Annotated in this window: 19 protein-coding genes; 1 reads left to right on the plus strand and 18 read right to left on the minus strand. The window is 61.9% G+C overall.

Going from position 1 to position 19,676, the window contains the following annotated elements; genetic code table 11:
* Window positions 1–10: 10 nt before the first annotated feature.
* From B5495_RS02760 to B5495_RS02825, 14 genes are all read right to left on the minus strand, one after another.
* Complete coding sequence (locus tag B5495_RS02760; protein ID WP_079551117.1) at window positions 11–1,021, minus strand: DNA polymerase III subunit delta'; 1,011 nt, start codon at window positions 1,019–1,021, stop codon at window positions 11–13.
* Window positions 1,012–1,665, minus strand: a complete 654-nt coding sequence (gene tmk / locus B5495_RS02765) for a dTMP kinase (protein WP_079551119.1) — start codon at window positions 1,663–1,665, stop codon at window positions 1,012–1,014. The genes B5495_RS02760 and tmk overlap by 10 nt, the downstream gene beginning before the upstream one ends.
* A gap of 37 nt (window positions 1,666–1,702) precedes the next feature.
* On the minus strand, window positions 1,703–2,710 hold the full coding sequence (gene mltG, locus B5495_RS02770; RefSeq protein ID WP_079551121.1) for an endolytic transglycosylase MltG: 1,008 nt from the start codon (window positions 2,708–2,710) through the stop codon (window positions 1,703–1,705).
* Window positions 2,710–3,546 carry an aminodeoxychorismate lyase gene (gene pabC / locus B5495_RS02775; protein ID WP_079551122.1) on the minus strand — a complete coding sequence of 279 codons (837 nt, stop codon included), beginning with the start codon at window positions 3,544–3,546 and terminating at the stop codon, window positions 2,710–2,712. Before pabC ends, mltG begins: the two co-directional genes overlap by 1 nt.
* Window positions 3,547–4,785, minus strand: coding sequence for a beta-ketoacyl-ACP synthase II (fabF, locus tag B5495_RS02780; protein WP_079551124.1), 1,239 nt, complete (start codon window positions 4,783–4,785; stop codon window positions 3,547–3,549). It lies immediately after the preceding gene.
* 213 nt (window positions 4,786–4,998) lie between these two features.
* Window positions 4,999–5,232, minus strand: a complete 234-nt coding sequence (acpP, locus tag B5495_RS02785; RefSeq protein ID WP_079551125.1) for an acyl carrier protein — start codon at window positions 5,230–5,232, stop codon at window positions 4,999–5,001.
* Between the two features lie 121 nt (window positions 5,233–5,353).
* Complete coding sequence (gene fabG / locus B5495_RS02790) at window positions 5,354–6,112, minus strand: 3-oxoacyl-ACP reductase FabG (RefSeq protein ID WP_079551127.1); 759 nt, start codon at window positions 6,110–6,112, stop codon at window positions 5,354–5,356.
* A 59-nt stretch (window positions 6,113–6,171) separates the two neighbouring features.
* Complete coding sequence (gene fabD, locus B5495_RS02795) at window positions 6,172–7,131, minus strand: ACP S-malonyltransferase (protein ID WP_079551129.1); 960 nt, start codon at window positions 7,129–7,131, stop codon at window positions 6,172–6,174.
* Window positions 7,132–7,210: 79 nt separating this feature from the next.
* A complete protein-coding gene (plsX, locus tag B5495_RS02800; protein ID WP_079551131.1) occupies window positions 7,211–8,239 on the minus strand; it encodes a phosphate acyltransferase PlsX in 1,029 nt (342 codons plus the stop codon).
* Between the two features lie 41 nt (window positions 8,240–8,280).
* Window positions 8,281–8,451: a 50S ribosomal protein L32 gene (rpmF, locus tag B5495_RS02805; protein WP_079551133.1), complete on the minus strand. Its 171-nt coding sequence runs from the start codon at window positions 8,449–8,451 to the stop codon at window positions 8,281–8,283.
* Window positions 8,452–8,486: 35 nt separating this feature from the next.
* Window positions 8,487–9,020, minus strand: a complete 534-nt coding sequence (locus B5495_RS02810) for a YceD family protein (RefSeq protein WP_079551134.1) — start codon at window positions 9,018–9,020, stop codon at window positions 8,487–8,489.
* A 106-nt stretch (window positions 9,021–9,126) separates the two neighbouring features.
* Window positions 9,127–10,188, minus strand: coding sequence for a signal peptide peptidase SppA (gene sppA / locus B5495_RS02815; RefSeq protein ID WP_079551136.1), 1,062 nt, complete (start codon window positions 10,186–10,188; stop codon window positions 9,127–9,129).
* Between the two features lie 9 nt (window positions 10,189–10,197).
* A complete protein-coding gene (locus B5495_RS02820) occupies window positions 10,198–10,884 on the minus strand; it encodes an HAD family hydrolase (RefSeq protein ID WP_079551138.1) in 687 nt (228 codons plus the stop codon).
* A gap of 23 nt (window positions 10,885–10,907) precedes the next feature.
* Entirely contained in the window at window positions 10,908–11,849 is a 942-nt protein-coding gene (locus B5495_RS02825) for an RluA family pseudouridine synthase (protein ID WP_079551140.1), read from the minus strand.
* A gap of 772 nt (window positions 11,850–12,621) precedes the next feature.
* On the opposite strand from B5495_RS02825, the gene rne reads away from it, so the two are divergent.
* Window positions 12,622–15,726: a ribonuclease E gene (gene rne, locus B5495_RS02830; protein ID WP_079551141.1), complete on the plus strand. Its 3,105-nt coding sequence runs from the start codon at window positions 12,622–12,624 to the stop codon at window positions 15,724–15,726.
* A gap of 151 nt (window positions 15,727–15,877) precedes the next feature.
* Here the strand turns inward: rne and B5495_RS02835 are convergent, their stop codons facing one another.
* The 4 genes from B5495_RS02835 to kdsB all read right to left on the minus strand — a co-directional run bounded on the left by B5495_RS02835 (window position 15,878) and on the right by kdsB (window position 19,676).
* The gene (locus B5495_RS02835) at window positions 15,878–17,233 is read right to left on the minus strand and encodes an IS1182 family transposase (protein WP_079551143.1); all 1,356 of its coding nucleotides are present in this window, start codon (window positions 17,231–17,233) and stop codon (window positions 15,878–15,880) included.
* Between the two features lie 161 nt (window positions 17,234–17,394).
* The gene (murB, locus tag B5495_RS02840; protein WP_079551145.1) at window positions 17,395–18,420 is read right to left on the minus strand and encodes a UDP-N-acetylmuramate dehydrogenase; all 1,026 of its coding nucleotides are present in this window, start codon (window positions 18,418–18,420) and stop codon (window positions 17,395–17,397) included.
* Window positions 18,420–18,884, minus strand: a complete 465-nt coding sequence (locus B5495_RS02845; protein ID WP_079551147.1) for a low molecular weight protein-tyrosine-phosphatase — start codon at window positions 18,882–18,884, stop codon at window positions 18,420–18,422. Before B5495_RS02845 ends, murB begins: the two co-directional genes overlap by 1 nt.
* Window positions 18,885–18,893: 9 nt before the next feature.
* Complete coding sequence (kdsB, locus tag B5495_RS02850) at window positions 18,894–19,676, minus strand: 3-deoxy-manno-octulosonate cytidylyltransferase (protein ID WP_079551149.1); 783 nt, start codon at window positions 19,674–19,676, stop codon at window positions 18,894–18,896.

The raw sequence follows: 19,676 nt of genomic DNA on the forward strand, positions 1-19,676 counted from the left end.
GGTTCTCCCTTCAAGAGCGCAACAGCGCCGACCAGCGCACCAGCCAGGCTTCCAGCACCAGCTGCGGATTGGGGTTGGCGCCTACGGCAAGCAGGCGACGCTGCTCGCGCGCGTAGTCCAAAAGCCGGAACCAATCCTGTACGCGGGCATTTTTGACCGCCTGACGATAAAGCGGCACCAGGTCGGGATTTTTGAGCGTACGGCCGTCACCGGCAAGGCCAAAGCCAATCAGGTCTTCCAGCCAGGCGATACCGTACCACAGGATGGCATCTACCGCTTGGCGGTCAAGCCGCGCCGCTTCAGAGACCGGCTCGGCGCCGCGCACCAGCTGCTCAAAACAGTCGTGCAGCTGCTGGCGCAGCGCGCGTTGTTCGGGGGCGGCAAGCTCAAGCGCCAGCAGCGGTAGCCCGCCAGCTACCTGCCACCAGAAGCGCGCTTCATCTTCGCCCTGCAGCGCTTCCACCAGCCAGCCGCGGCAGTCGGCAAAGGCCACGGAGGGCAGCGACCACTGCTGGCAGCGCGAACGAATCGTCGGCAGTAAGCGTGAAGGTACGTCGGACAACAGCAAAAATAGCGTCTGTGTGCCCGGCTCTTCCAGGCTTTTCAACAGCGCATTGCTGGCCGCCACGTTCATCGCTTCAGCCGGTGAAATGACGATCACGCGATAGCCGCTTTGCTGGGCCGTCTGGCTGACAAAACGATTGACCTCGCGCACCGGGTCGATACGAATTTGCCGCTTGCCTTCTTCCGGCGAAATACGCAGCAAATCGGGATGATACCCCGCCGCCAGCATTCGGCAGCTGTGGCACTCACCGCAGGCCATCGCGCTGTTTTCGGCGCACAGGGTACGCGCCACCAGCGCCTCGGCCAGCTTCTGCTTGCCAACGCCGTGGGGGCCACTGAACAGCAGCGCGTGAGGAAACCGACCGCTCTGCTCAAGGCGCCAAAGCTGATCCCAGAGCTCGCTGTGCCAGGGCAACGGCGTAGGGGGCGATAAGCGCGGCGATGGTGTTAGCGCCATAAGGCCGTCCGCTGATCAAGCGTGATTTCCAGCTGAGCCTGCACCGCACTGAGCGATTGCGCCGCGTCAATCAGGGCAAAGCGCTCGGGCTCGGCGGCAGCGCGCGTCAGGTAGCCGTCGCGCACGGCGGTAAAAAAGCCGCGCTGCTCGCGCTCGAAGCGGTCGCGCTCGCCGCCCAGGTCATCAAGCCTTGAGCTGACGCGACGCGACGCGGCTTCCACGGGCATATCCAGCAGCAGGGTCAAATCCGGCGTCATGCCTTTTTGCACGAAGCGCTCCAGAATCGCGATGCGCTCAGCGTCAAGGCCACGCCCGCCGCCCTGATAGGCGTAGGTAGCATCGGTAAAGCGGTCACACACCACCCAGGCGCCGCGCGCCAGCGCCGGCAGAATCTTCTCCGCCAGGTGCTGGGCCCGGGCGGCAAACATCAGCAACAATTCGGCGTCCACGCTCAACGGCTCAGCGGGGGCGGGATCCAGCAGCAGCGCGCGAATCGCCTCGGCGCGCGGCGTGCCGCCCGGCTCCCGAGTGCTCACTACCTCTAAGCCCCGGGCTTCAAGCCAGGCGGTCACAAACGCCACGTTGGAGGATTTGCCCACTCCTTCCCCGCCTTCCAGGGTAATCAAGCGCCCGCGCTGGATCATAAGAGCCTCGCCGCCGTGTGTCAGGTGAATGTAAGGGTTAATCGTTACCGCGAATAAAGCGGTTTACCGCATTATTGTGTTCGCGCAGGCTGCGCGAAAAGTGATGCGAGCCATCGCCTCGGGCGACAAAATACAGCGTATTGCCCGGCAGCGGGTTCACCGCAGCCTCAAGCGCTGCGCTTCCCGGCAGGGCAATCGGCGTGGGCGGCAACCCGTCGATCACGTAAGTGTTATAAGGGGTTTTTTCTTTCAGGTCAGCGTGAGTAATATTGCCGTCGTAGCGGCTACCCATCCCGTAGATGACGGTGGGGTCGGTCTGCAGACGCATGCCGCGTTTCATACGACGCTTGAATACGCCGGCAATCTCGCGACGCTCGTCGGGTGCGCCGGTCTCGCGTTCGATCAGCGAGGCCATAATCAGCGCCTCATAGGGCGTGTCGAACGTCAGCCCGTCCGCGCGATCGGCCCACGCGGCCTCCAGCATCTTCTCCATGCGCTGGTGCGACTGGCGCAGAATATCCGCGTCGCTCATGCCCAGATGGTACTGGTAGGTATCGGGGAAAAACCAGCCTTCGGGATGGTCTTGGTCGGCGTCAAGCAGCGCCATGACCTCGGCATTGCTCATGTCGGCGGTAAGGTGCTCGAGCTTTTTGGCGCTATCCAGAAGCCCGCGCATCTGGGCAAAGGTCCAGCCTTCGGGCACGGTCAGCGAGTAGGTCACCACCTCGTTACTGGCCAGCAGCGCCATCATGTCGCGACTGTTCATGTCCGGCGTGAGCCGGTACTCGCCGACGCGCAGCGCCGGCACCTGATCCGGCGCCACTCGGGCCAACACGCGCAGCGCCCAGGGGTCGGCAATGACGCCGCGCCGCCCCAGGTCTGCCACGACCTGATTGAACCCGGCGCCTGCAGGCACCTGATACAGCAGTGGCTCGGTAAGCGCCAGCGGCTCGGCCAGGCGGCTTTTCCAGTAGGCATAGCCGCCTGCAGCGCCGGCAAGGCCCAGCATGATCAGTACAATCAGCGCGGTGATGATGCGTTTCACTAGCGTTTCTCTCCCGATAAAGACGGCCCGGATAAAGGCACATAGCCCAGCAGGCGATGCGCGGCGGCCTGAAGTGGCGACGCGGAGGTCGGTGAAAACCGGCGCAGCGGCTCGCCGTCAGGCGTTGTCAGCGTATTGACCGGCCACACGCCCTGTACCGAGTTGCCCACAAACAGCTGCTCGATCAGCTCGCTGTCCAGCAGTGTCTCAACGCTTAATGGCGCCTCACCCACCACGCCCTGCTCAAGCAGTGCTGCGCGCAGCGTACCGGCCACGCCGCAGGCATCCAGCGGCGGCGTTCGGAACACGCCGTCCGCCAGCCAGAATACGTTCATGGCCGTGGCTTCGACGAGATTTCCGTCGCTATCGGCCAGCAGGCCTTCGGCGATATCCGCGCGCTGCCATTCCTGTCGCGCCAGCACGTTTTCCAACCGGTTCAGGTGTTTGATGCCCGCCAACGCCGGCTGGCGCGCCAGGCGCAGCGTACACAGACAGACATCAACCCCCTGCCAGCGCGAGGCAGCCGGCGCAAAGGGCGTGCGCCGACTCAGCAGGCGCGGTGCGGGACTTTCAGGCAGCGCGTAACCGCGCCCGCCGCTGCCCCGGGTGAGGATAATCTTGAGCACTTCAAGCCCGCTGGCCGGTGCCTGCCAGGTGGCGGCAAGGGCTGCATCATCGGGCGGCTCGAGCCCTAACACCCGGCAGCCACGCAGCAGCCGTGCGCGGTGATAGGGCCACAGTAAAGGCACGCCGTCGCGCAGCAGCACCGTCTCGAACACGCCGTCACCATAGGCCAGACCGCGATCATCAAACGGCACCTGATCCGCTGACGTCATTCAGATCTTTTTAAACAGCAAGGAGCCGTTGGTACCGCCAAAACCGAAGGAGTTGGACAGCGCCACGTCAATACGCATATCGCGCGCCGTGTGCGGCACGTAGTCGAGCCGGCAACCTTCCTGGGGGTTATCCAGGTTGATCGTCGGCGGTGCGACCTGATCACGAATCGCCAGCACGCTGAATACTGCTTCAACCGCACCGGCAGCTCCCAGCAAGTGGCCGATCATGGACTTGGTCGAGCTGACTGCCACGTTGGCGGACGCCTCGCCCATTACACGTTCAATCGCACGGCTTTCGGCCAGATCACCGGCGGCCGTCGAGGTGCCGTGGGCGTTGATGTAATCCACATCAGCGGGGGCAAGGTCTGCATCCTTGATGGCGTTGCGCATCGACTGCGCCGCACCGCTGCCGTCTTCGGGCGGTGACGTCATGTGGAACGCATCATCGCTCATGCCAAAACCGCCAAGCTCGGCATAGATGTTGGCACCACGCGCCCTGGCATGTTCGTACTCTTCAAGCACCAGCACGCCGGCGCCGTCAGACAGCACAAAGCCATCGCGGTCGGCATCCCACGGGCGGCTTGCCGCTTCGGGATCGTCGTTGCGGGTGGACAGCGCACGCGCTGCCGAAAAGCCGCCCAGACCCAGCGGCGTGGTGGCCATTTCGGCGCCGCCGCAGACCATCACGTCAGCATCGCCGTAGGCAATGGTGCGCGCGCTGTAGCCGATGTTGTGTGTGCCGGTCGTGCAGGCGGTGGTAATGGCGATATTGGGGCCTTTGAAGCCGTGCTGAATCGCCATGTTGCCGGAAATCATGTTGATGATGGAGCCGGGCACAAAAAACGGCGAGATACGTCGCGGCCCGCTTTTTTCCAGCGCCTTGTGGTTGTGCTCGATCATCGGCAGGCCGCCAATGCCCGACCCAATCGCCACGCCGATGCGCTCGGCGTTGTCATCACGGCATTCAATGCCCGAATCTGCCACGGCCTGGGCGCCGGCCGCCATACCATACTGGATGAACAGATCCATCTTGCGCGCATCTTTGGGATTCAGATAAGCCGAAATATCAAAATCTTTTATCGACCCACCAAAGCGCGTGTTAAAGCCGCTGGTGTCAAAGTGCTCAAGTGGGGCGATGCCGCTTTTACCGGCGACAATGCTGGCCCATGATTGATCGACGGTATTCCCGACCGGGGTCACCAGGCCTAACCCGGTTACCACTACCCTTTTTCGTGCCATCAGCTTTCCTCCAGGCATCCTTGGTGACGCAACCCGCTTGGGGCATTGGCTGCAGATTCTGCATTGCAGGTATCAAGATGCACAGTATAACGACATTTATTCGTCATATTCACCGGAACGGTATTCAGGCTGCCAAACAAAAAGCCGCCCATGACAGGACGGCTTTTTATGTGGGCGATTACACCGCCCCGCTTTGTTGCTGCGACGTAGCCCTTACTGGTGGGCGTTTACGTAGTCGACAGCTTCTTTAACCGTGGTGATCTTCTCGGCTTCTTCGTCGGGAATTTCGGTATCAAATTCCTCTTCCAGCGCCATGACCAGCTCAACGGTGTCAAGCGAATCAGCACCCAGATCTTCGGTAAAAGAAGAACTGCTCTGGATGTCTTCTTCTTTAACATTCAGACGCTCGGCCACAACCTTCTTTACGCGCTCTTCAATAGTGCTCATTAACGTACTCCAGTCATTCTCGTTAGCCGCCTTACTGCCGGCTATTTAGAAACCGCATGCCAAAAGCTGCGGGTAGTTTATAGACGCCCTTGGGCTGACGCAACCGCCAGTTCAAAGGTCATCAACGCATATTCATGCCGCCATTAACGTGCAGCGTTTCGCCAGTGATATAGCCGGCAGCGTCGCTGGTCAAAAAGCCCACGGCCGCCGCAATTTCATCAGGCTCACCCAGGCGCGTCAGCGGTATCTGGGCCAGCAGCGCTTCTTTTTGCGCCTCGGGCAGCGCTTCGGTCATGTCGGTGGCAATAAAGCCGGGCGCCACGGCGTTGACGGTAATCGCACGCGAGGCAACTTCACGCGCCAGCGCACGGCTAAACCCTTCCATGCCGGCTTTGGCCGCGGCGTAGTTGCTTTGCCCCGCATTACCCATGGTCGCCACCACTGAGCTGATCGAGACGATCCGTCCGAAACGCGCTTTGGTCATCCCCCGCAGGCAGGCCTTGCTCACCCGGTAGACAGACTTCAAGTTGGTATCCATGACGTCGTCCCACTGATCTTCTTTCATGCGCATCAGCAGGTTGTCGCGGGTAATACCGGCGTTATTGACCAGAATCGTCGGCGCGCCAAAGCGTTCGCCGATGGCCTTGAGCACGCCGTCAATACTGGCTTGCTCGGTAACGTTGAGGCACATTCCCGCGCCTTCAATGCCCTGGCTCTTGAGATCGGCATCAATTTTTTCGGCCCCTGACTCGCTGGTCGCAGTGCCCACGACGATACGGCCCTGGCGACCCAGCTCATGAGCCACCGCTCGGCCAATACCCCGAGAAGCACCGGTTACCAACGCCACTCGACGCGGCTGTGTCGTATCTTCCTGTGTCATTGCGCTATGCCTTTACTGATGGTAACACGCGGCCCGCAAACGCCAGACCGTTGAAGCCCTCATGCCTCACTGGCAACCTCTGCTCGCGCCAGCTCCAGCGCGGCGTCGAGGCTATCGGGATCATTCACCGCAAGCCCCTTGCTGCCACGCACAATACGCTTGTTAAGCCCGGTGAGCACCTTGCCCGGACCGCATTCAACAAATACGTTGGCGCCTTGTTCCTGCATCGCCAGCACGCAGTCGCTCCAGCGTACCGGCTGATACAGCTGTTCGATCAGACGCGTGCGCAGCGTGTCGGCATCCGCGTGGGCCTTGGCATCCACGTTCTGAATGACGGTGTAGCGCGGCGTACGCAGCTTGATGTCGGCCATGGCTTCCGACAGGCGTTCGGCGGCCGGACGCATCAGCTCACAGTGCGACGGTACCGACACCGGCAGCGCCAGCGCCCGCTTGGCGCCAGCTTCCTGACAGGCGGCAATGGCGCGATCCACCGCATCCCGGGCGCCGGCAATCACCACCTGTCCCGGGGCGTTGTAGTTAACCGCCGAGACCACATCGCCCTGAGCCGCTTTTGCACAGGCCGCTTCTACCGCGGCGTCTTCCAGCCCCAGAATCGCGGCCATGCCACCCTCGCCCTGAGGCACGGCTTTCTGCATGGCTTCGCCGCGCAGGCGCACCAGGCGAATGCCTTCGGCAAAACCGATCACGCCGGCACATACCATGGCGCTATACTCACCCAGGCTGTGCCCCGCCATAACGCCGGGCCGCGGCCCTTCAAGCTCCTGCCAGACGCGCCAGACGGCTACGCTTGACGCCAGCAGCGCGGGCTGCGTGCACGCCGTAGCGTTAAGCGATGCTTCCGGGCCTTCCTGAACGACCTTCCAAAGGTCATAGCCCAAAGCTTCCGACGCTTCTTCAAAAGTGGTACCCACCACGCTGTAGCGTTCGGCCAGCTCCCGCAGCATTCCCGGCTGCTGAGAGCCTTGCCCGGGAAACATGAGGGCAAGGGGTTGAGACATGTCGTTCACCTTTGCTCTTGTTGGCTTTTCTTGGCATTTGCTCGTTTGAGCGATAGGCGCCTGCGTTAATCGCTGACCGCTATGGCGCTGCTCGCCAACGCTCGGCCAGGCGCTCGGGAAGATTGTGCTCTACTTCCTGCATCGCACGTAATATAGCGTAGTAAAACCCTTCCGCATGGGCGCCGCCGTGACTTTTCACCACGATACGCGAAAGCCCTAGCAGGCTTGCGCCGTTATAACGCACGGGGTCAAGCTCGCGCTTTAATCGTTTCAGCACGGGCCGCGCCAGAAGACTTGCCAGCCGCCCGCTTAGACGCGATTCAAAGGCCGCCTGAACGCGCTCGACCAGCATGCTGGCAAGCCCCTCACTGGACTTTAGCACCGCATTGCCGACGAAACCGTCGCAGACCATCACGTCCACGCAGCCGCTGTACAAATCGCCGCCTTCCGCATAGCCGCGATAATCAAACACGCCCTGTGCCGCATAGCGACACAAAATGACGTCGGCCTCGCGCACACTGGCACTGCCTTTGGTCGCCTCGGCACCCACGTTCAACAGGGCGACGCGAGGCTTCTCGATACCATCCACGCACTGCGCCATTGCCGACCCCATTACTGCAAAATCCACCAGGCGTTGCGCCGGCGAATCCACATTGGCACCCAGATCAAGCAAATAGCATTGGCGCTGCTTACGCGCCGGGATCGCCGTGCTGATGGCCGGACGACTGATCCCCGGAAGCATTCCCAGAGCACGGCGTGAAAGCGCCACCAGCGCCGCCGTATTGCCGGCGCTGACGGCGGCATCAATACCGGAATGAGTATGGCTCAGAGCATCAAGCATCAGCGCCATGCTGCTGCCTTGCCCATGACGCAGTGCCCAGGCAGCGGTCGCCTCCTGAGGGACAGCATCAGCCGCATCACGGGGGACCAAACGCGACGCTGCCGCAGCCAGGGGCTGCGGCAAGCGCGAAAGCTCAGCCATAACGTGCTGGCGTGGGCCAAACAGCTCAAGGGTCAGCGCGGGATTGTCCTGCACTGCCCGGGCGGCACCGTGAATGATGGCGCGGGAGCCGTGATCGCCCCCCATGACATCAATCGCTATACGCACGCGTCGCCGAGCCGTTTAACCGCGTAAAACGCTTAAGGCTTTTAAACCTCGACAACCTTGCGGCCACGGTAAAAACCGTCCGGGGCAACGTGGTGACGCAGGTGAGTCGTGCCGGTTTCCTTGTCTTGGGAAAGCGTCGGCGCGCTCAGCGAATCGTGGCTACGACGCATGCCGCGAGTGGAACGGGTTTTACGGTTCTTCTGAACTGCCATGGGTCATTACTCCAGGGGTTATAAAGTAAAAGTGCTTATTTTTTGCCTTTCAGGGTGCGAAGCACCGCAAAAGGGTTATCGGCAGGCGCTGATGCGTCTGTCGGGCCGTCATCATCCTTGCTGACCAGCTGCTGCGCCGAGACAAGGCAGTCAGCTTCGTCGTGGTAGACCACTTGGGGCAGACTCAGGATCAACTCATCCTCAATCACCGTCAAAAGGTCCAGCTGCTCGTTTTTCACCAACACCGGCTCGTGACTCGCCGGCAGCTCGCTGGCCAACGCCCCGTCGGTCACCATGCCCAGCAAAAATTCGCTTTCTACCGGCATTGCCATGGATTCCAGGCAGCGCCGGCAGCCAAGCATGAGATCTGCCTCGAGCGAACCACGAATTTCGTGGCGACCCTGAGCATCAATACCGAAATCGAGTGTTACGCGACAGTCACCCGCCTGGGCACCTGCTTCATCGGCAAGGCGCTTGAGGCCGTTCAGTGCTACCAGGCCTTCGAGTTGTTCGCGGCGGGCGGCAAGCTTGTAAGGCTCCACCCGGCTGGGGATTTGTGAGGTCAACATAGGCGCGCAATGATAGGCACTCCCCCCGCCGGTGTCAAAGCCCCGTCGCAATTCTTGCCGCCCGACCGGCCATCTTTATGCCTCGGTACTGTTTATCGGTACTGTTTTATCGGCCCGATTCAAAGCGTAGCGGCGAGGGCGATGTGGAAAGCCCCAGCACCTCGGCGGCCGTTTGCGTAAAACGACGCGTCAGGCGATCCAACGGGCTTAAGGCCGGCGTATAGTCCTGCCAGCGTACGGTCCCCGTATACTCACGTGAGAGTTCCTCAATATTGGCCAGGCGGTCGATCAGCCCCATGTCGAGGGCCTGCTCGCCGCTCCACACCAACCCTGAAAACAGCTTCGGATCGTCAGACAGACGCTCACCACGACCGGCTTTGACGTCGGCGATAAATTGCTGATGGGTGGTGTTCAATACCGTCTGCCAAAAGACTTCGGTGTCTTCGTTCAGCGGCTGGAAGGGGTCAAGAAACGCCTTGTTTTCGCCGGCGGTCATTACCCGGCGCTCAACGCCCAGCTTATCGATAGCCTGATCAAAGCCAAAACCTGAATAAATGACGCCGATGGACCCCACCAGGCTCGCCGGCGAGGCCACAATGTCATCCGCTGCGGCGGCAATATAGTAGGCACCGCTGGCACCGATATCTTCAATCACGGCAATAATCGGCTTATCGCCCGCCTCGCGCAGACGCATGATTTCGGCATACACACGCTGCGACTGCACGGGGCTGCCGCCGGGGCTGTTGATATGCAAAACAACGGCTTTGGCGTTATCCGCCTGCCAGGCGCTGTTCAAGCCGCGGATAATGCGCTCGGCATTGGCCGGTGCGTCGCTGGCAATGACGCCGCTCACCTCAACCACGCCCAGATGCGGCTGCGCGCCCACGGCGGTCGCCGGCTTGTCGCCAAACAGGCTGTAAAGGCTGAGCGACACCGAAGCCAGCAATAGTGCGACCAGCACAAAGCGGAAAAACAGCTTCCAACGCCGACTGCGGCGCTGCTCGGTGAGTACGCCGCCAATCCAGCGATCCATCATTTCCATCTGCATCAACCGCTGGCGTTCACGCAGCGTATCCGCATCGTCCTTGGCGGATGACGAATCAGTGGCCGCCGTATCGTTTTGTGTCCAGGGGTCGCGGGGCGCCTGCCCGGATTGATCTTCGCTCATGTTATCTCCTTATAACGCTCGCACAGCCGGCCGTGAGACAGGCGCTGCGGCATCCAGCCAGTCAAACAGTCCGGCTACGCCATCGGCAATATACAGCGGCTCACAGGCGGCAAGCCTTGTCACATCGTGCACGCCGTAGCTGACTCCGACGCGTGGCATACCCAGCGCCCGCGCCATTTCCAGGTCATACTCGGTGTCTCCGACCATCACCGCACGGCTGGCCGGCACATTAAAGTCAGCCAGCAGCTCGCTGAGCATTTGCGGATGCGGCTTGGAGCGAGTTTCATCTGCGGTGCGGCTGGCATCGAACCAGCTGCCGCTTTGGGTATCGGCAAAAATGCGATCCAGTCCGCGCCGGGTCTTGCCCGTGGCCACCGCCAGTTTGAGCGATTCGCGCTGACGCAAGCGTGCCAGACGCGCCTCGACGCCGGCAAAAAACGCCATCGGCGTGGTATCGGCATGCACAAAATGGTGCGCATAGCGCTCGCGCAGCCGCGCCGACTGCGCCGACGAAATCCCCGGGCAGAGCATCGCCACCGCTTCAGGTAGCCCCAGCCCGATGATGTTTTCTACTGCGGCCGGGGCCAGCTCGCCCCACTCGGCATCGCGGGCCGCGGCCTGCATGCTGGAAACAATGCGCGGCACCGAATCCATCAGGGTGCCGTCCCAATCAAAAATCATCAGTTCAAACTGCATCGTGGTGTCCTGGCAGAGGGTTCCTATCGGCGGGCGCTGGTCAGCGCGGCTTGCAGCGCTTCGGGAAGCGGCGCCTTGACCGTGATCATGCGTCCGCTGCCCGGCTCGGGAAAGCTTAGCGAGCGCGCATGCAGAAACAGCCGGCTCACGCCGAGTCGCCGGGAAAGCGCCGCACTTTCGCGGCTGGAGTACTTGTCATCACCCAGCAGCGGATGCCCCGCATGGGTCGCATGCACGCGAATCTGGTGGGTGCGACCGGTCACCGGCTCGGCCTCGATCAGCGTGGCGCGTTCAAAGGTTTCTTCCACGGCAAAGCGGGTACGCGCCACCTTGCCGGCGGCGTCGACCCGCACGCGGCGCTCGCCGTTGCCCGCGTCATAGCGGTCTAACCGTGCGCTGACGAAGGTCTTGCGCGCCGGCCAACGTCCGCTGACCAGCGCCAGATAGCGCTTTTCCATGGCGTGCTGCTTGAGCGACTGATTGAGCGCCAACAGCGCCTCGCGGGATTTGGCCAGTAGTAAACAGCCCGACGTATCGCGGTCCAGACGGTGCACCAGCTCCAGAAAGCTGACGTCATCACGCACCTGGCGCAGCGCCTCGATCAGGCCGATCTTGACGCCGCTACCGCCGTGCACCGCCAGCCCCGAGGGCTTGTTCAACACCATCCAGTCGGCATTTTCGCGCAGCACGCTGCCCAGCAGCACGTCGCGCAGGTTGTCGCTGACTTCCTTGACCGCTTCTTTGGGCGCCAACCGCAGCGGCGGCACGCGCACCATGTCTCCGGCCTGTATACGATAGGTGACCTTGATGCGTTTTTTGTTTACCCGCACTTCGCCTTTACGCACGATGCGATAAATCAGCGCGCGCGGCGCGCCCTTCAATCGCGTCAGCAAAAAATTGTCGATGCGCTGCCCTGCCTGCTCCGGGGCGATTTCGACCCACTGCACTTCACGCCCTTCGGCCATGGCCGTTTACTCCCTACTGTGCTGAAAGCCGCCATTCTATCCCAGACGCTTTGACAATGCGTCAATTGCTGGTAGGTAGCTTTACTGTTATATTCCGAAATGCTCGCCCTCCAAGCGTCTCCACGCTTTTATGTGTCACACCTCTTCGCACGATTGATAAGTGCCACATCGCAAGACGTGCGTCACACAAAGGAAGCGACTACTTACGCTGAACGCTTGTTTGCGGCCCATGCGCCTGCCCGTCCGACACGCAGGCCAGAGCAAGGTGAGAGCGGCCATGTATGCATGGCCACAGACACCAGTAACAATATGCAGGACCGCTGACGCCGGCCATGCCGTCGCCAGCTGAAACACGCAAGACACAGACAAACGCTAGGCGGCAGATTGCCACTAGCGTCGCCCGGTTTTATCCACGGGCAACGATAAAGACAAACGCCACGCTCGTCGCCACCGCGCTTTCACGTCACAAAACGCGCTTGCGGCGAGCGGAAAAGTTCAACGTTGTGCCGGTGGCCGGCGTTGGTAAATCGATGAATGCTAGCAGGTGTTGGCGGTGCCAGCAGAGCCGGATGGTCGTGACAGCCACCGAAACACGTTCTGCCTCCGCCACGGACCCAGCGCGTTTCGCGCCCGGATTGCCACATTGTAATCCGGGGCCGGCGCCAGTACGGCTGCGCCAGAAACCTCATGCGCTGGGCACAAGCACGCAGCAAAGCGATTTACTTCCGCCACCGTTAGCGGATCACCGGCACGCAACGCCATGCGAGACAACATGAAACGGATGCTCATCAATGCGACCCAGCCCGAAGAGCTGCGCGTCGCCCTTGTCGATGGTCAGCGCCTTTACGATCTGGATATTGAATCCGGCGCGCGCGAGCAGAAAAAAGCCAACATCTATCGCGGCAAAATCACCCGCGTCGAGCCCTCTCTGGAAGCCGCTTTTGTCGACTTCGGCGCCGAGCGCCACGGCTTTTTGCCGCTGAAAGAAGTGTCGCGCGACTACTTCCTCAAGGAAGTTAGTGGCCGCCCCAGCATTAAAGAAGTGCTCAAGGAAGGCCAGGAAGTCATCGTTCAGGTCGACAAGGAAGAGCGCGGCAATAAAGGCGCGGCGCTAACCACCTTTATCAGCCTGGCCGGCCGCTTTCTGGTACTGATGCCCAACAACCCCCGCGCCGGCGGTATTTCACGGCGCATTGAGGGCGAAGAGCGCAGCCAGCTCAAGGAAGCCATGGGCCAGCTGACCATACCCAACAAGATGGGGCTGATCGTGCGTACCGCGGGTATCGGCCGCACGCCCGAAGAGCTGCAGTGGGATCTGGACTACCTGGCCCAGGTGTGGGAATCGGTGACGGACGAAGCCGGCAAGCGTTCGGCACCGTTTTTGATCTACCGCGAATCCAACGTCATCATCCGCGCCATGCGCGATTACCTGCGTCAGGATATCGGCGAGGTGCTGATCGATAGCCCCGAGATCCACGCCGAAGCACTCAGCTTCATCCGTCAAGTCATGCCGTCGTATCAGCAGAAGATCAAACTCTACGCTGACGAAGTGCCGCTGTTCTCGCGCTTCCAGATCGAATCACAAATCGAGACCGCCTACGAACGCGAAGTCAAGCTGCCCTCCGGCGGCTCCATCGTGATCGACCACACCGAAGCGCTGGTCTCCATCGACATCAACTCGGCGCGCGCGACCCGCGGCAGCGACATCGAAGAAACCGCGCTGCAGACCAACAGCGAAGCCGCCGACGAGATCGCCCGCCAGCTGCGCCTGCGCGATATTGGCGGCCTGGTGGTCATCGACTTTATCGACATGGGCCCCGCGCGCAATCAGCGCGAAGTGGAAAACCGCACCCGCGACGCACTCAAGATCGACCGCGCACGGGTGCAAATCGGGCGCATTTCACGCTTTGGCCTGATGGAAATGTCGCGCCAGCGCCTGCGCCCTTCGCTTGGCGAAACCAGCGGCGTAGTCTGCCCTCGCTGTAACGGCCAGGGCACCATCCGCGACGTACGCTCGATGTCGCTGTCGATCATGCGCCTGATCGAAGAAGAGGCCATGAAGGAGCGCAGCGCACAGATCCGCGCGATCCTGCCCGTACCGGTTGCCACCTACCTGCTCAACGAAAAGCGCAGCGTGCTGGCCGCTATCGAAGCGCGTCAGGACGTCCGCGTAGTACTGCTGCCAAGCCCGGAAATGGACACGCCGCACTATGACGTACAGCGTCTGCGCGACGACCATCTCGACGACGGCGAAGTGCAGACGGTATCCAGCTTTGAAATGTCGGCGGCCACCGATGTCGGCAAAGAGCCCGATCCAACCTTTACCCCGCCCGCCCAGCGCGACGAAGCTGCGGTAAAAAGCGTCGCTCACAACGCTCCGGCGCCCGCTTCGCTGCGCAGTGACAGCGAGAGCGCTCCCAAGGTGCGCGGCGAAACGCCTGACGAGTCACCCAGCGTCGTTGGCCGCTTCATTCGCGGCTTTGCCAAGTTCCTTGGCGCCGAGGAGTCTGCCCAGGAACAACAGCCCGCGCAGGCGCAGGAAACGCCCAAGTCCGCCGAGCGCCCGTCACGCTCAGCGGCGGCCAGGCGCAAGCCGGCAACCGAACGTCGTAGCTCGGGTAACGCGTCCAACAATCGCTCCAGAAATGGTTCCAACAGGACTGCCGCTTCTACCGATAGCGCGAAAACCGACACGGCGAAAGCCAATTCGGCCAAAACCAGCCCGGAAAAATCCCGCCCGGCCAAGGCTGAAGATACCGGCAAGGATGCGCCCAAACCCCAGCGCAATACGTCCCGTTCAGACAACGCCGACAAGCGCTCAGGAAATGGCGACAAGGCTGACGAGAACAAGAGTGACGACAAGCAGCGTCCCAACGTTGACGAACAGCGCACCGGCCCAAGCCGTAGCCGCAATCGTCGTCGTCATCCTCAGGAAGCCAACAGGGCGCAGGATAACGCGACACCTGCTCAGCAAAGCCCGGAAAAAACCGGCCCGCCACACGCGGACAAGCCGGCCGACAAACCCGCTGCACCGAAGAAAAATACGGATCAGCAGGCCGGCAAGCAAGATCGCGACGAGCAAGATACCGGAAAAGCAAACGACAGCGCCCCGGCAGCCGCGGTAGACAGCACGCCCAAGCGCACGCGCAATAACCCGCGCCAGCGTACGCGTAAGCAGGCGCTGAACCCTCAGGCCGAAACCGAGCAGCTCAAGCTGCAGGCCGACGCTGAAAAAGCCGAAAGCCAGCCGCAACAGGCAGAGCAGCCGCAAGCGCCCGAGCCCAAGCCCGAGCCGGTAGAACAACCGCAAAAGGCTGAGGTCGAGCCCAAGCCGGAAGCACCGGTCAAAGCGGAAGCACCCGAGCCCAAGCCGGAAGCGCCTGAGCCGGTCGAGCAGCCGCCCAAGGCTGACGCCGCGCCGAAGGTAGAACAGCCGGAAGCGCCGGCCGTGGAAACACCGGCTAAAGTGGAAACGCCCCAGCCCGAACCGGCAGAAAAGCCGCAGAAGGCCGAGACTGCGCCGACGCCGGAACCCAAGGCAGAGCAGCCGCAAAAGGCCGAAGAGCCCAAAGCGCCTGCGCCCAAGCCGGAAGCCCCGGTTAAAGCGGAAGCGCCTGAGCCCAAGCCCGAGCCGGTAGAACAGCCACCCAAGGCTGACGCCGCGCCGGCGCCCGAAGCGCCGAAAGCAGAACAGCCGGAGAAGGCCAAGGAACCGGAAGCGACTGAACCCCAACCGGAGCAGTCGGACGTACCGGCAGCACCGGAAACGGCTGAAGCGCAACAGGAAACGGCTTCACAGTCGCGCCGCCGCCGGCGGGCGCATAACGACCCGCGTGAACAACGTCGACGCCAGCAGCAGGAAAATAGCGCCGACTAGCAGTCTGTCGGACTTGATGTTGATAAAGGCATTGAGACGTAGGTCTTTCAACCATCCCTTATGTTGGTGATGGTATATGACCCTTAACCTGCCCCTCGGCTTCTACTCTGCGAGGTGATTATCCGTCGTTACCGGCTGAGCGCTACGCGCCTCAGCCCGCTGCCAACCGGTGCATCCGTTTAATGTTCCATGCCATGGTGACCAGCCGCCACTCACCGCTGACATTCTCCAGCCCTCGTAGCGAGACCTGCCGGAACCCCATCACGTGTTTAATGATCCCGAAGACCGGTTCCACGGTATGTTTGCGCAACGCGTAAAGCGCTCGCCCCGCCTGTGTCTTCAAGTGGTGTGCCATTTGCTCAACAGGCTCCTTGCTCGCTGGAGTAGGCGGATCAGCGGCAAAGCGCTCAAGGACCGGGGGATGGTGGACATCGCGCTTCATTGCTATCAGAGGCTTGATACGGTGGTCGTGGCAGGCTTGAACATTGGCAGCACTAAAGTAGCCGGTATCGGCCAGTAAGTGGTCTGGTTTTGCTAACGGTGCGGGGAGTCTCGCCAACGCCGTCAGTAGCGGCATGACCTGCTGTTTGTCGTTGGTCGCTTGGGTGACATGGGTATGAGTCACCAGCATGCTGTCAGTATCGACTGCGGCCTGGGCGTTATAGCATTGATCGAAGCCCTTGCCGGTGACCGGCATGATGCGTGACTGCGGATCAGTAAGGTTAACCTGATCTTTGTCACGCGGGCCACCTGTTGGCGGTTCAGGGTCACGTCCGCGAGGTTTCTTTCCCGTCTTCCGCTGCGCATCACGCCGTGCCACCTTTTCCTGGTAGGCCGCTTTTTCAGCGGCCTCACGCTCCTTGGCCCGAGCCTCGATCTTGGTCTTCGCTACGGCGATCGCTTCCAAGCGTGCTTCACGCCGGGCTATCTCGGCAGGAATATCCATGCCGTCGGCCGCGTCATCCTTGTCCGCCGATGCAGCCCGCTGGGTCAGCGCCTTCACCTCAGCCTTGAACTGCGCCTCCAGTTTCTTGGCATGACCATATGACAATGCCTTGTGCTTGCTGGCATTGGCGTTGAGTTTGGTGCCGTCCAAGGCGATGGTGCCGAGCGTGAGTAGCTTCATTTCTCGGGCCAGCAGCAGAACTTGAACGAACAGCTGCTCCAGTTCCGGCAGAAAACGCCGACGAAAGGTAGCCAGGGTGTCGTGGTCGGGGTGGGTGTTGGCGGCCAAATAGCGAAACGCCACCGAGTCATAGGTGGCACGCTCAATCTTGCGACTGGAGACCACGCCGGTAGCGTAGCCGTAGACCAACAGGTTCAGCAGTACCGCGGGATGATGGGCCTTGGAGCCCCGGCCCGCGTAACGCCGAGTCAGGGCTGAGAGGTCCAGTTGCTCGACGACATCGACGACGAACCGCGCCAAGTGGCCATCCGGCAACCACTCGTCTACCGAAGGCGGCAGTAAGTAATCGGTCTGACGGTCCACAGGGATAAAGCGGTTCATGGCGATGTTCTCAGTTCGGGGTGACAGCGGTTAGTATCTCACGGTGCGGCGGAAAGTCCGACAGACTCCTAGCCTCATAGGCGCAACAAAAAGCCCGGCACCTTAACGGTACCGGGCTTTTTTTATGCCTGCTGGTTTTTCCACTATCGGCCTGACATCGTTCAGGCCTGTATCGTGCGCGGCTCCACTTCCAGCGCCACGCCAAAGCGTTCCATGACCGCCCCCGCCACCTGATCAGCGGCGCGCTTGAGGCCGGCGCGATCACCGCCGCCAAAGTGCACCAGCACCAGCGCCTGACGCTCATGCACGCCAAACGCACCAAAGCGCTGCCCTTTCAGGCCGCAGCGGTCAATCAGCCAGCCGGCGGCCAGCTTGCAGCCCCCGCTCGCCTGAGGAAATTGCGGCATATCCGGATGCTTTTCAAGCAGCCGCTGAGCGGCGGCCGCATCGATCACCGGATTTTTAAAAAAGCTACCGGCATTGGGCAAACGCTGCGGGTCCGGCAATTTCTCCCGACGAATGGCGCTGACCGTTTGCGCCACATCAAGGGCGCTGGGCGCGTCACCTGTGCGCGCAGCAAGATCCCCGTAACCCAGCACCGGCCGAGGCTCACGGCTCAGCTCAAGCACCAGGCGGGTAATGGCGACTTTTCCGGCAAGCTCGTGTTTGAACACGCTGTCACGGTAGCCAAAACGGCATTCACGGCGTGACAGCCAGCGGGTTTGGCCGTCGGCCAGCGACATCACCTGAACGCCCGCCAGCACATCGGCCAGCTCAACGCCGTAGGCGCCGATATTCTGCACCGGTGCGGCCCCGCAGTCACCGGGAATCAGCGCCAGGTTTTCACTCCCCCAAAGGCCACGCGCGGCCAACGCCATGACCAGCGCGTGCCAGTTAACTCCGGAGCCGACATAGGCGCGGGTGCGCTTGCCGTCACGCTCCAGCCACCACTGGCCAAGCGCCGGACGCACGACCACACCGCCAAGCGTTGACGGCAGCAGCACGTTACTACCGCCACCCAGCAGCGTAATGCGACGCCCCTCGCGGCGTGCCCGGGCAATGCAGCCACGCAGCGCTGACAACGTTGTCGGAGCGGCAAAAAACTGCGCCCGACTGGGCAGGCGCAGCGTATTGAGGTCGGTCAGGTCACAGTAGCGCTGCCACGGAGTTGGCTCCGGCAACGGCATTACAGCGAGGCTTCAATATGTTCAATCAGCCCCTGGGACGCTGCTTCGATCATGTCGAGCACGTCTTCAAAGCCCTGCTCGCCGCCGTAGTAAGGGTCCGGCACTTCGCCCTGGGGCGTGCCCGCAAAGGCCAGGAACAGTTCGACATGGGCGCCGTGTTCCGCAGGCGCCATGGCGCGAATATCGCGCAGGTTGCCGTAATCCATCGGCAGGATGTAATCGAACGCCTGAAAATCATCGCGGCTGAACTGACGCGCTGAAAGCCCGCTGATATTGATATCCCGGCGCTCGGCCGCAGCCTGCGCCCGGGCATCGGGCGGGTTGCCCGCGTGCCAGTCACCGATGCCGCAAGAATCCACCGTGATACGCTGCTCAAGCCCCGCCTGCTCCAGCGCACGGCGGAACACGCCTTCGGCGCTCGGCGAACGGCAGATATTGCCCAGACAGACGAATAGCACCTTCATGGTTTCTCCCTAATCAGTATTATCGTGGCGGGATGCAAAGCTCTGGCGTACCCGCTCAAGATCTTCCAGCGTATCCACGCCGGGCGGATTGACCGCGCAGGCAAGCGCTACCTGAATGGCGTGCCCGCGCTGCAGCGCACGCAGCTGCTCAAGCTGTTCCAGCTGCTCAAGCGCGGCCGGCGGCCAGTCGCGGTAGGCATACAAAAATGCCGCACGGTAGGCATAAATCCCGATATGACGCAGCCAGGCATCGGTCGACAACAGCGTCGGAGACGCCGTGAAGTGCTCACGATCCCAAGGCACCGGCGCCCGGGAAAAGTACAGCGCACGCCCGTCAAACGCCCGTACGACCTTGACCACGTTGGGGTTGAACAAAGACTCGACGTCGGTGATCGGCTCGGCCAGCGTCGCCATCGAGGCCGCCGGATCGTCGGCCAGGCGCCTTGCTACCTGATCAATCAGCGCCGGTGGGATCAGCGGCTCATCGCCCTGAACATTGACCACCAGGGCATCATCGGCAAGCTCAAGCGCGGCGGCGACTTCCGCCAGCCGGTCGGTTCCCGAGGCATGCTCGGCGCGCGTCATGACGACCTCGGCATTGTAGGGCGCCAACGCCTCGCGAATACGTTCGTCATCGGTGGCCACCACCACGCGCGTGGCCGCGCTCTGGCAGGCACTGCGCCACACATGGGCAATCATCGGCTCGCCGGCAATCGCCAACAGCGGCTTGCCCGGCAGCCGCGAGGAGGCGTAGCGCGCCGGGATCACCGCAATAAACTCGGAGCCTGCCAT

It is taken from the genome of Vreelandella subglaciescola, assembly GCF_900142895.1.
Taxonomy (GTDB): Bacteria; Pseudomonadota; Gammaproteobacteria; order Pseudomonadales; family Halomonadaceae; genus Vreelandella; species Vreelandella subglaciescola.

What these genes read in the sequence shown, in the direction of transcription:
- B5495_RS02760 (WP_079551117.1), bottom strand. Translation starts at nt 1,021, where the DNA reads ATGGCGCTAACACCATCGCCGCGCTTATCGCCCCCTACGCCGTTGCCC.
- tmk (WP_079551119.1), bottom strand. Translation starts at nt 1,665, where the DNA reads ATGATCCAGCGCGGGCGCTTGATTACCCTGGAAGGCGGGGAAGGAGTG.
- pabC (WP_079551122.1), bottom strand. Translation starts at nt 3,546, where the DNA reads ATGACGTCAGCGGATCAGGTGCCGTTTGATGATCGCGGTCTGGCCTAT.
- fabF (WP_079551124.1), bottom strand. Translation starts at nt 4,785, where the DNA reads ATGGCACGAAAAAGGGTAGTGGTAACCGGGTTAGGCCTGGTGACCCCG.
- acpP (WP_079551125.1), bottom strand. Translation starts at nt 5,232, where the DNA reads ATGAGCACTATTGAAGAGCGCGTAAAGAAGGTTGTGGCCGAGCGTCTG.
- fabG (WP_079551127.1), bottom strand. Translation starts at nt 6,112, where the DNA reads ATGACACAGGAAGATACGACACAGCCGCGTCGAGTGGCGTTGGTAACC.
- fabD (WP_079551129.1), bottom strand. Translation starts at nt 7,131, where the DNA reads ATGTCTCAACCCCTTGCCCTCATGTTTCCCGGGCAAGGCTCTCAGCAG.
- rpmF (WP_079551133.1), bottom strand. Translation starts at nt 8,451, where the DNA reads ATGGCAGTTCAGAAGAACCGTAAAACCCGTTCCACTCGCGGCATGCGT.
- B5495_RS02810 (WP_079551134.1), bottom strand. Translation starts at nt 9,020, where the DNA reads ATGTTGACCTCACAAATCCCCAGCCGGGTGGAGCCTTACAAGCTTGCC.
- sppA (WP_079551136.1), bottom strand. Translation starts at nt 10,188, where the DNA reads ATGAGCGAAGATCAATCCGGGCAGGCGCCCCGCGACCCCTGGACACAA.
- B5495_RS02820 (WP_079551138.1), bottom strand. Translation starts at nt 10,884, where the DNA reads ATGCAGTTTGAACTGATGATTTTTGATTGGGACGGCACCCTGATGGAT.
- B5495_RS02825 (WP_079551140.1), bottom strand. Translation starts at nt 11,849, where the DNA reads ATGGCCGAAGGGCGTGAAGTGCAGTGGGTCGAAATCGCCCCGGAGCAG.
- rne (WP_079551141.1), top strand. Translation starts at nt 12,622, where the DNA reads ATGAAACGGATGCTCATCAATGCGACCCAGCCCGAAGAGCTGCGCGTC.
- B5495_RS02835 (WP_079551143.1), bottom strand. Translation starts at nt 17,233, where the DNA reads ATGAACCGCTTTATCCCTGTGGACCGTCAGACCGATTACTTACTGCCG.
- murB (WP_079551145.1), bottom strand. Translation starts at nt 18,420, where the DNA reads ATGCCGTTGCCGGAGCCAACTCCGTGGCAGCGCTACTGTGACCTGACC.
- B5495_RS02845 (WP_079551147.1), bottom strand. Translation starts at nt 18,884, where the DNA reads ATGAAGGTGCTATTCGTCTGTCTGGGCAATATCTGCCGTTCGCCGAGC.
- kdsB (WP_079551149.1), bottom strand. Translation starts at nt 19,676, where the DNA reads ATGGCAGGCTCCGAGTTTATTGCGGTGATCCCGGCGCGCTACGCCTCC.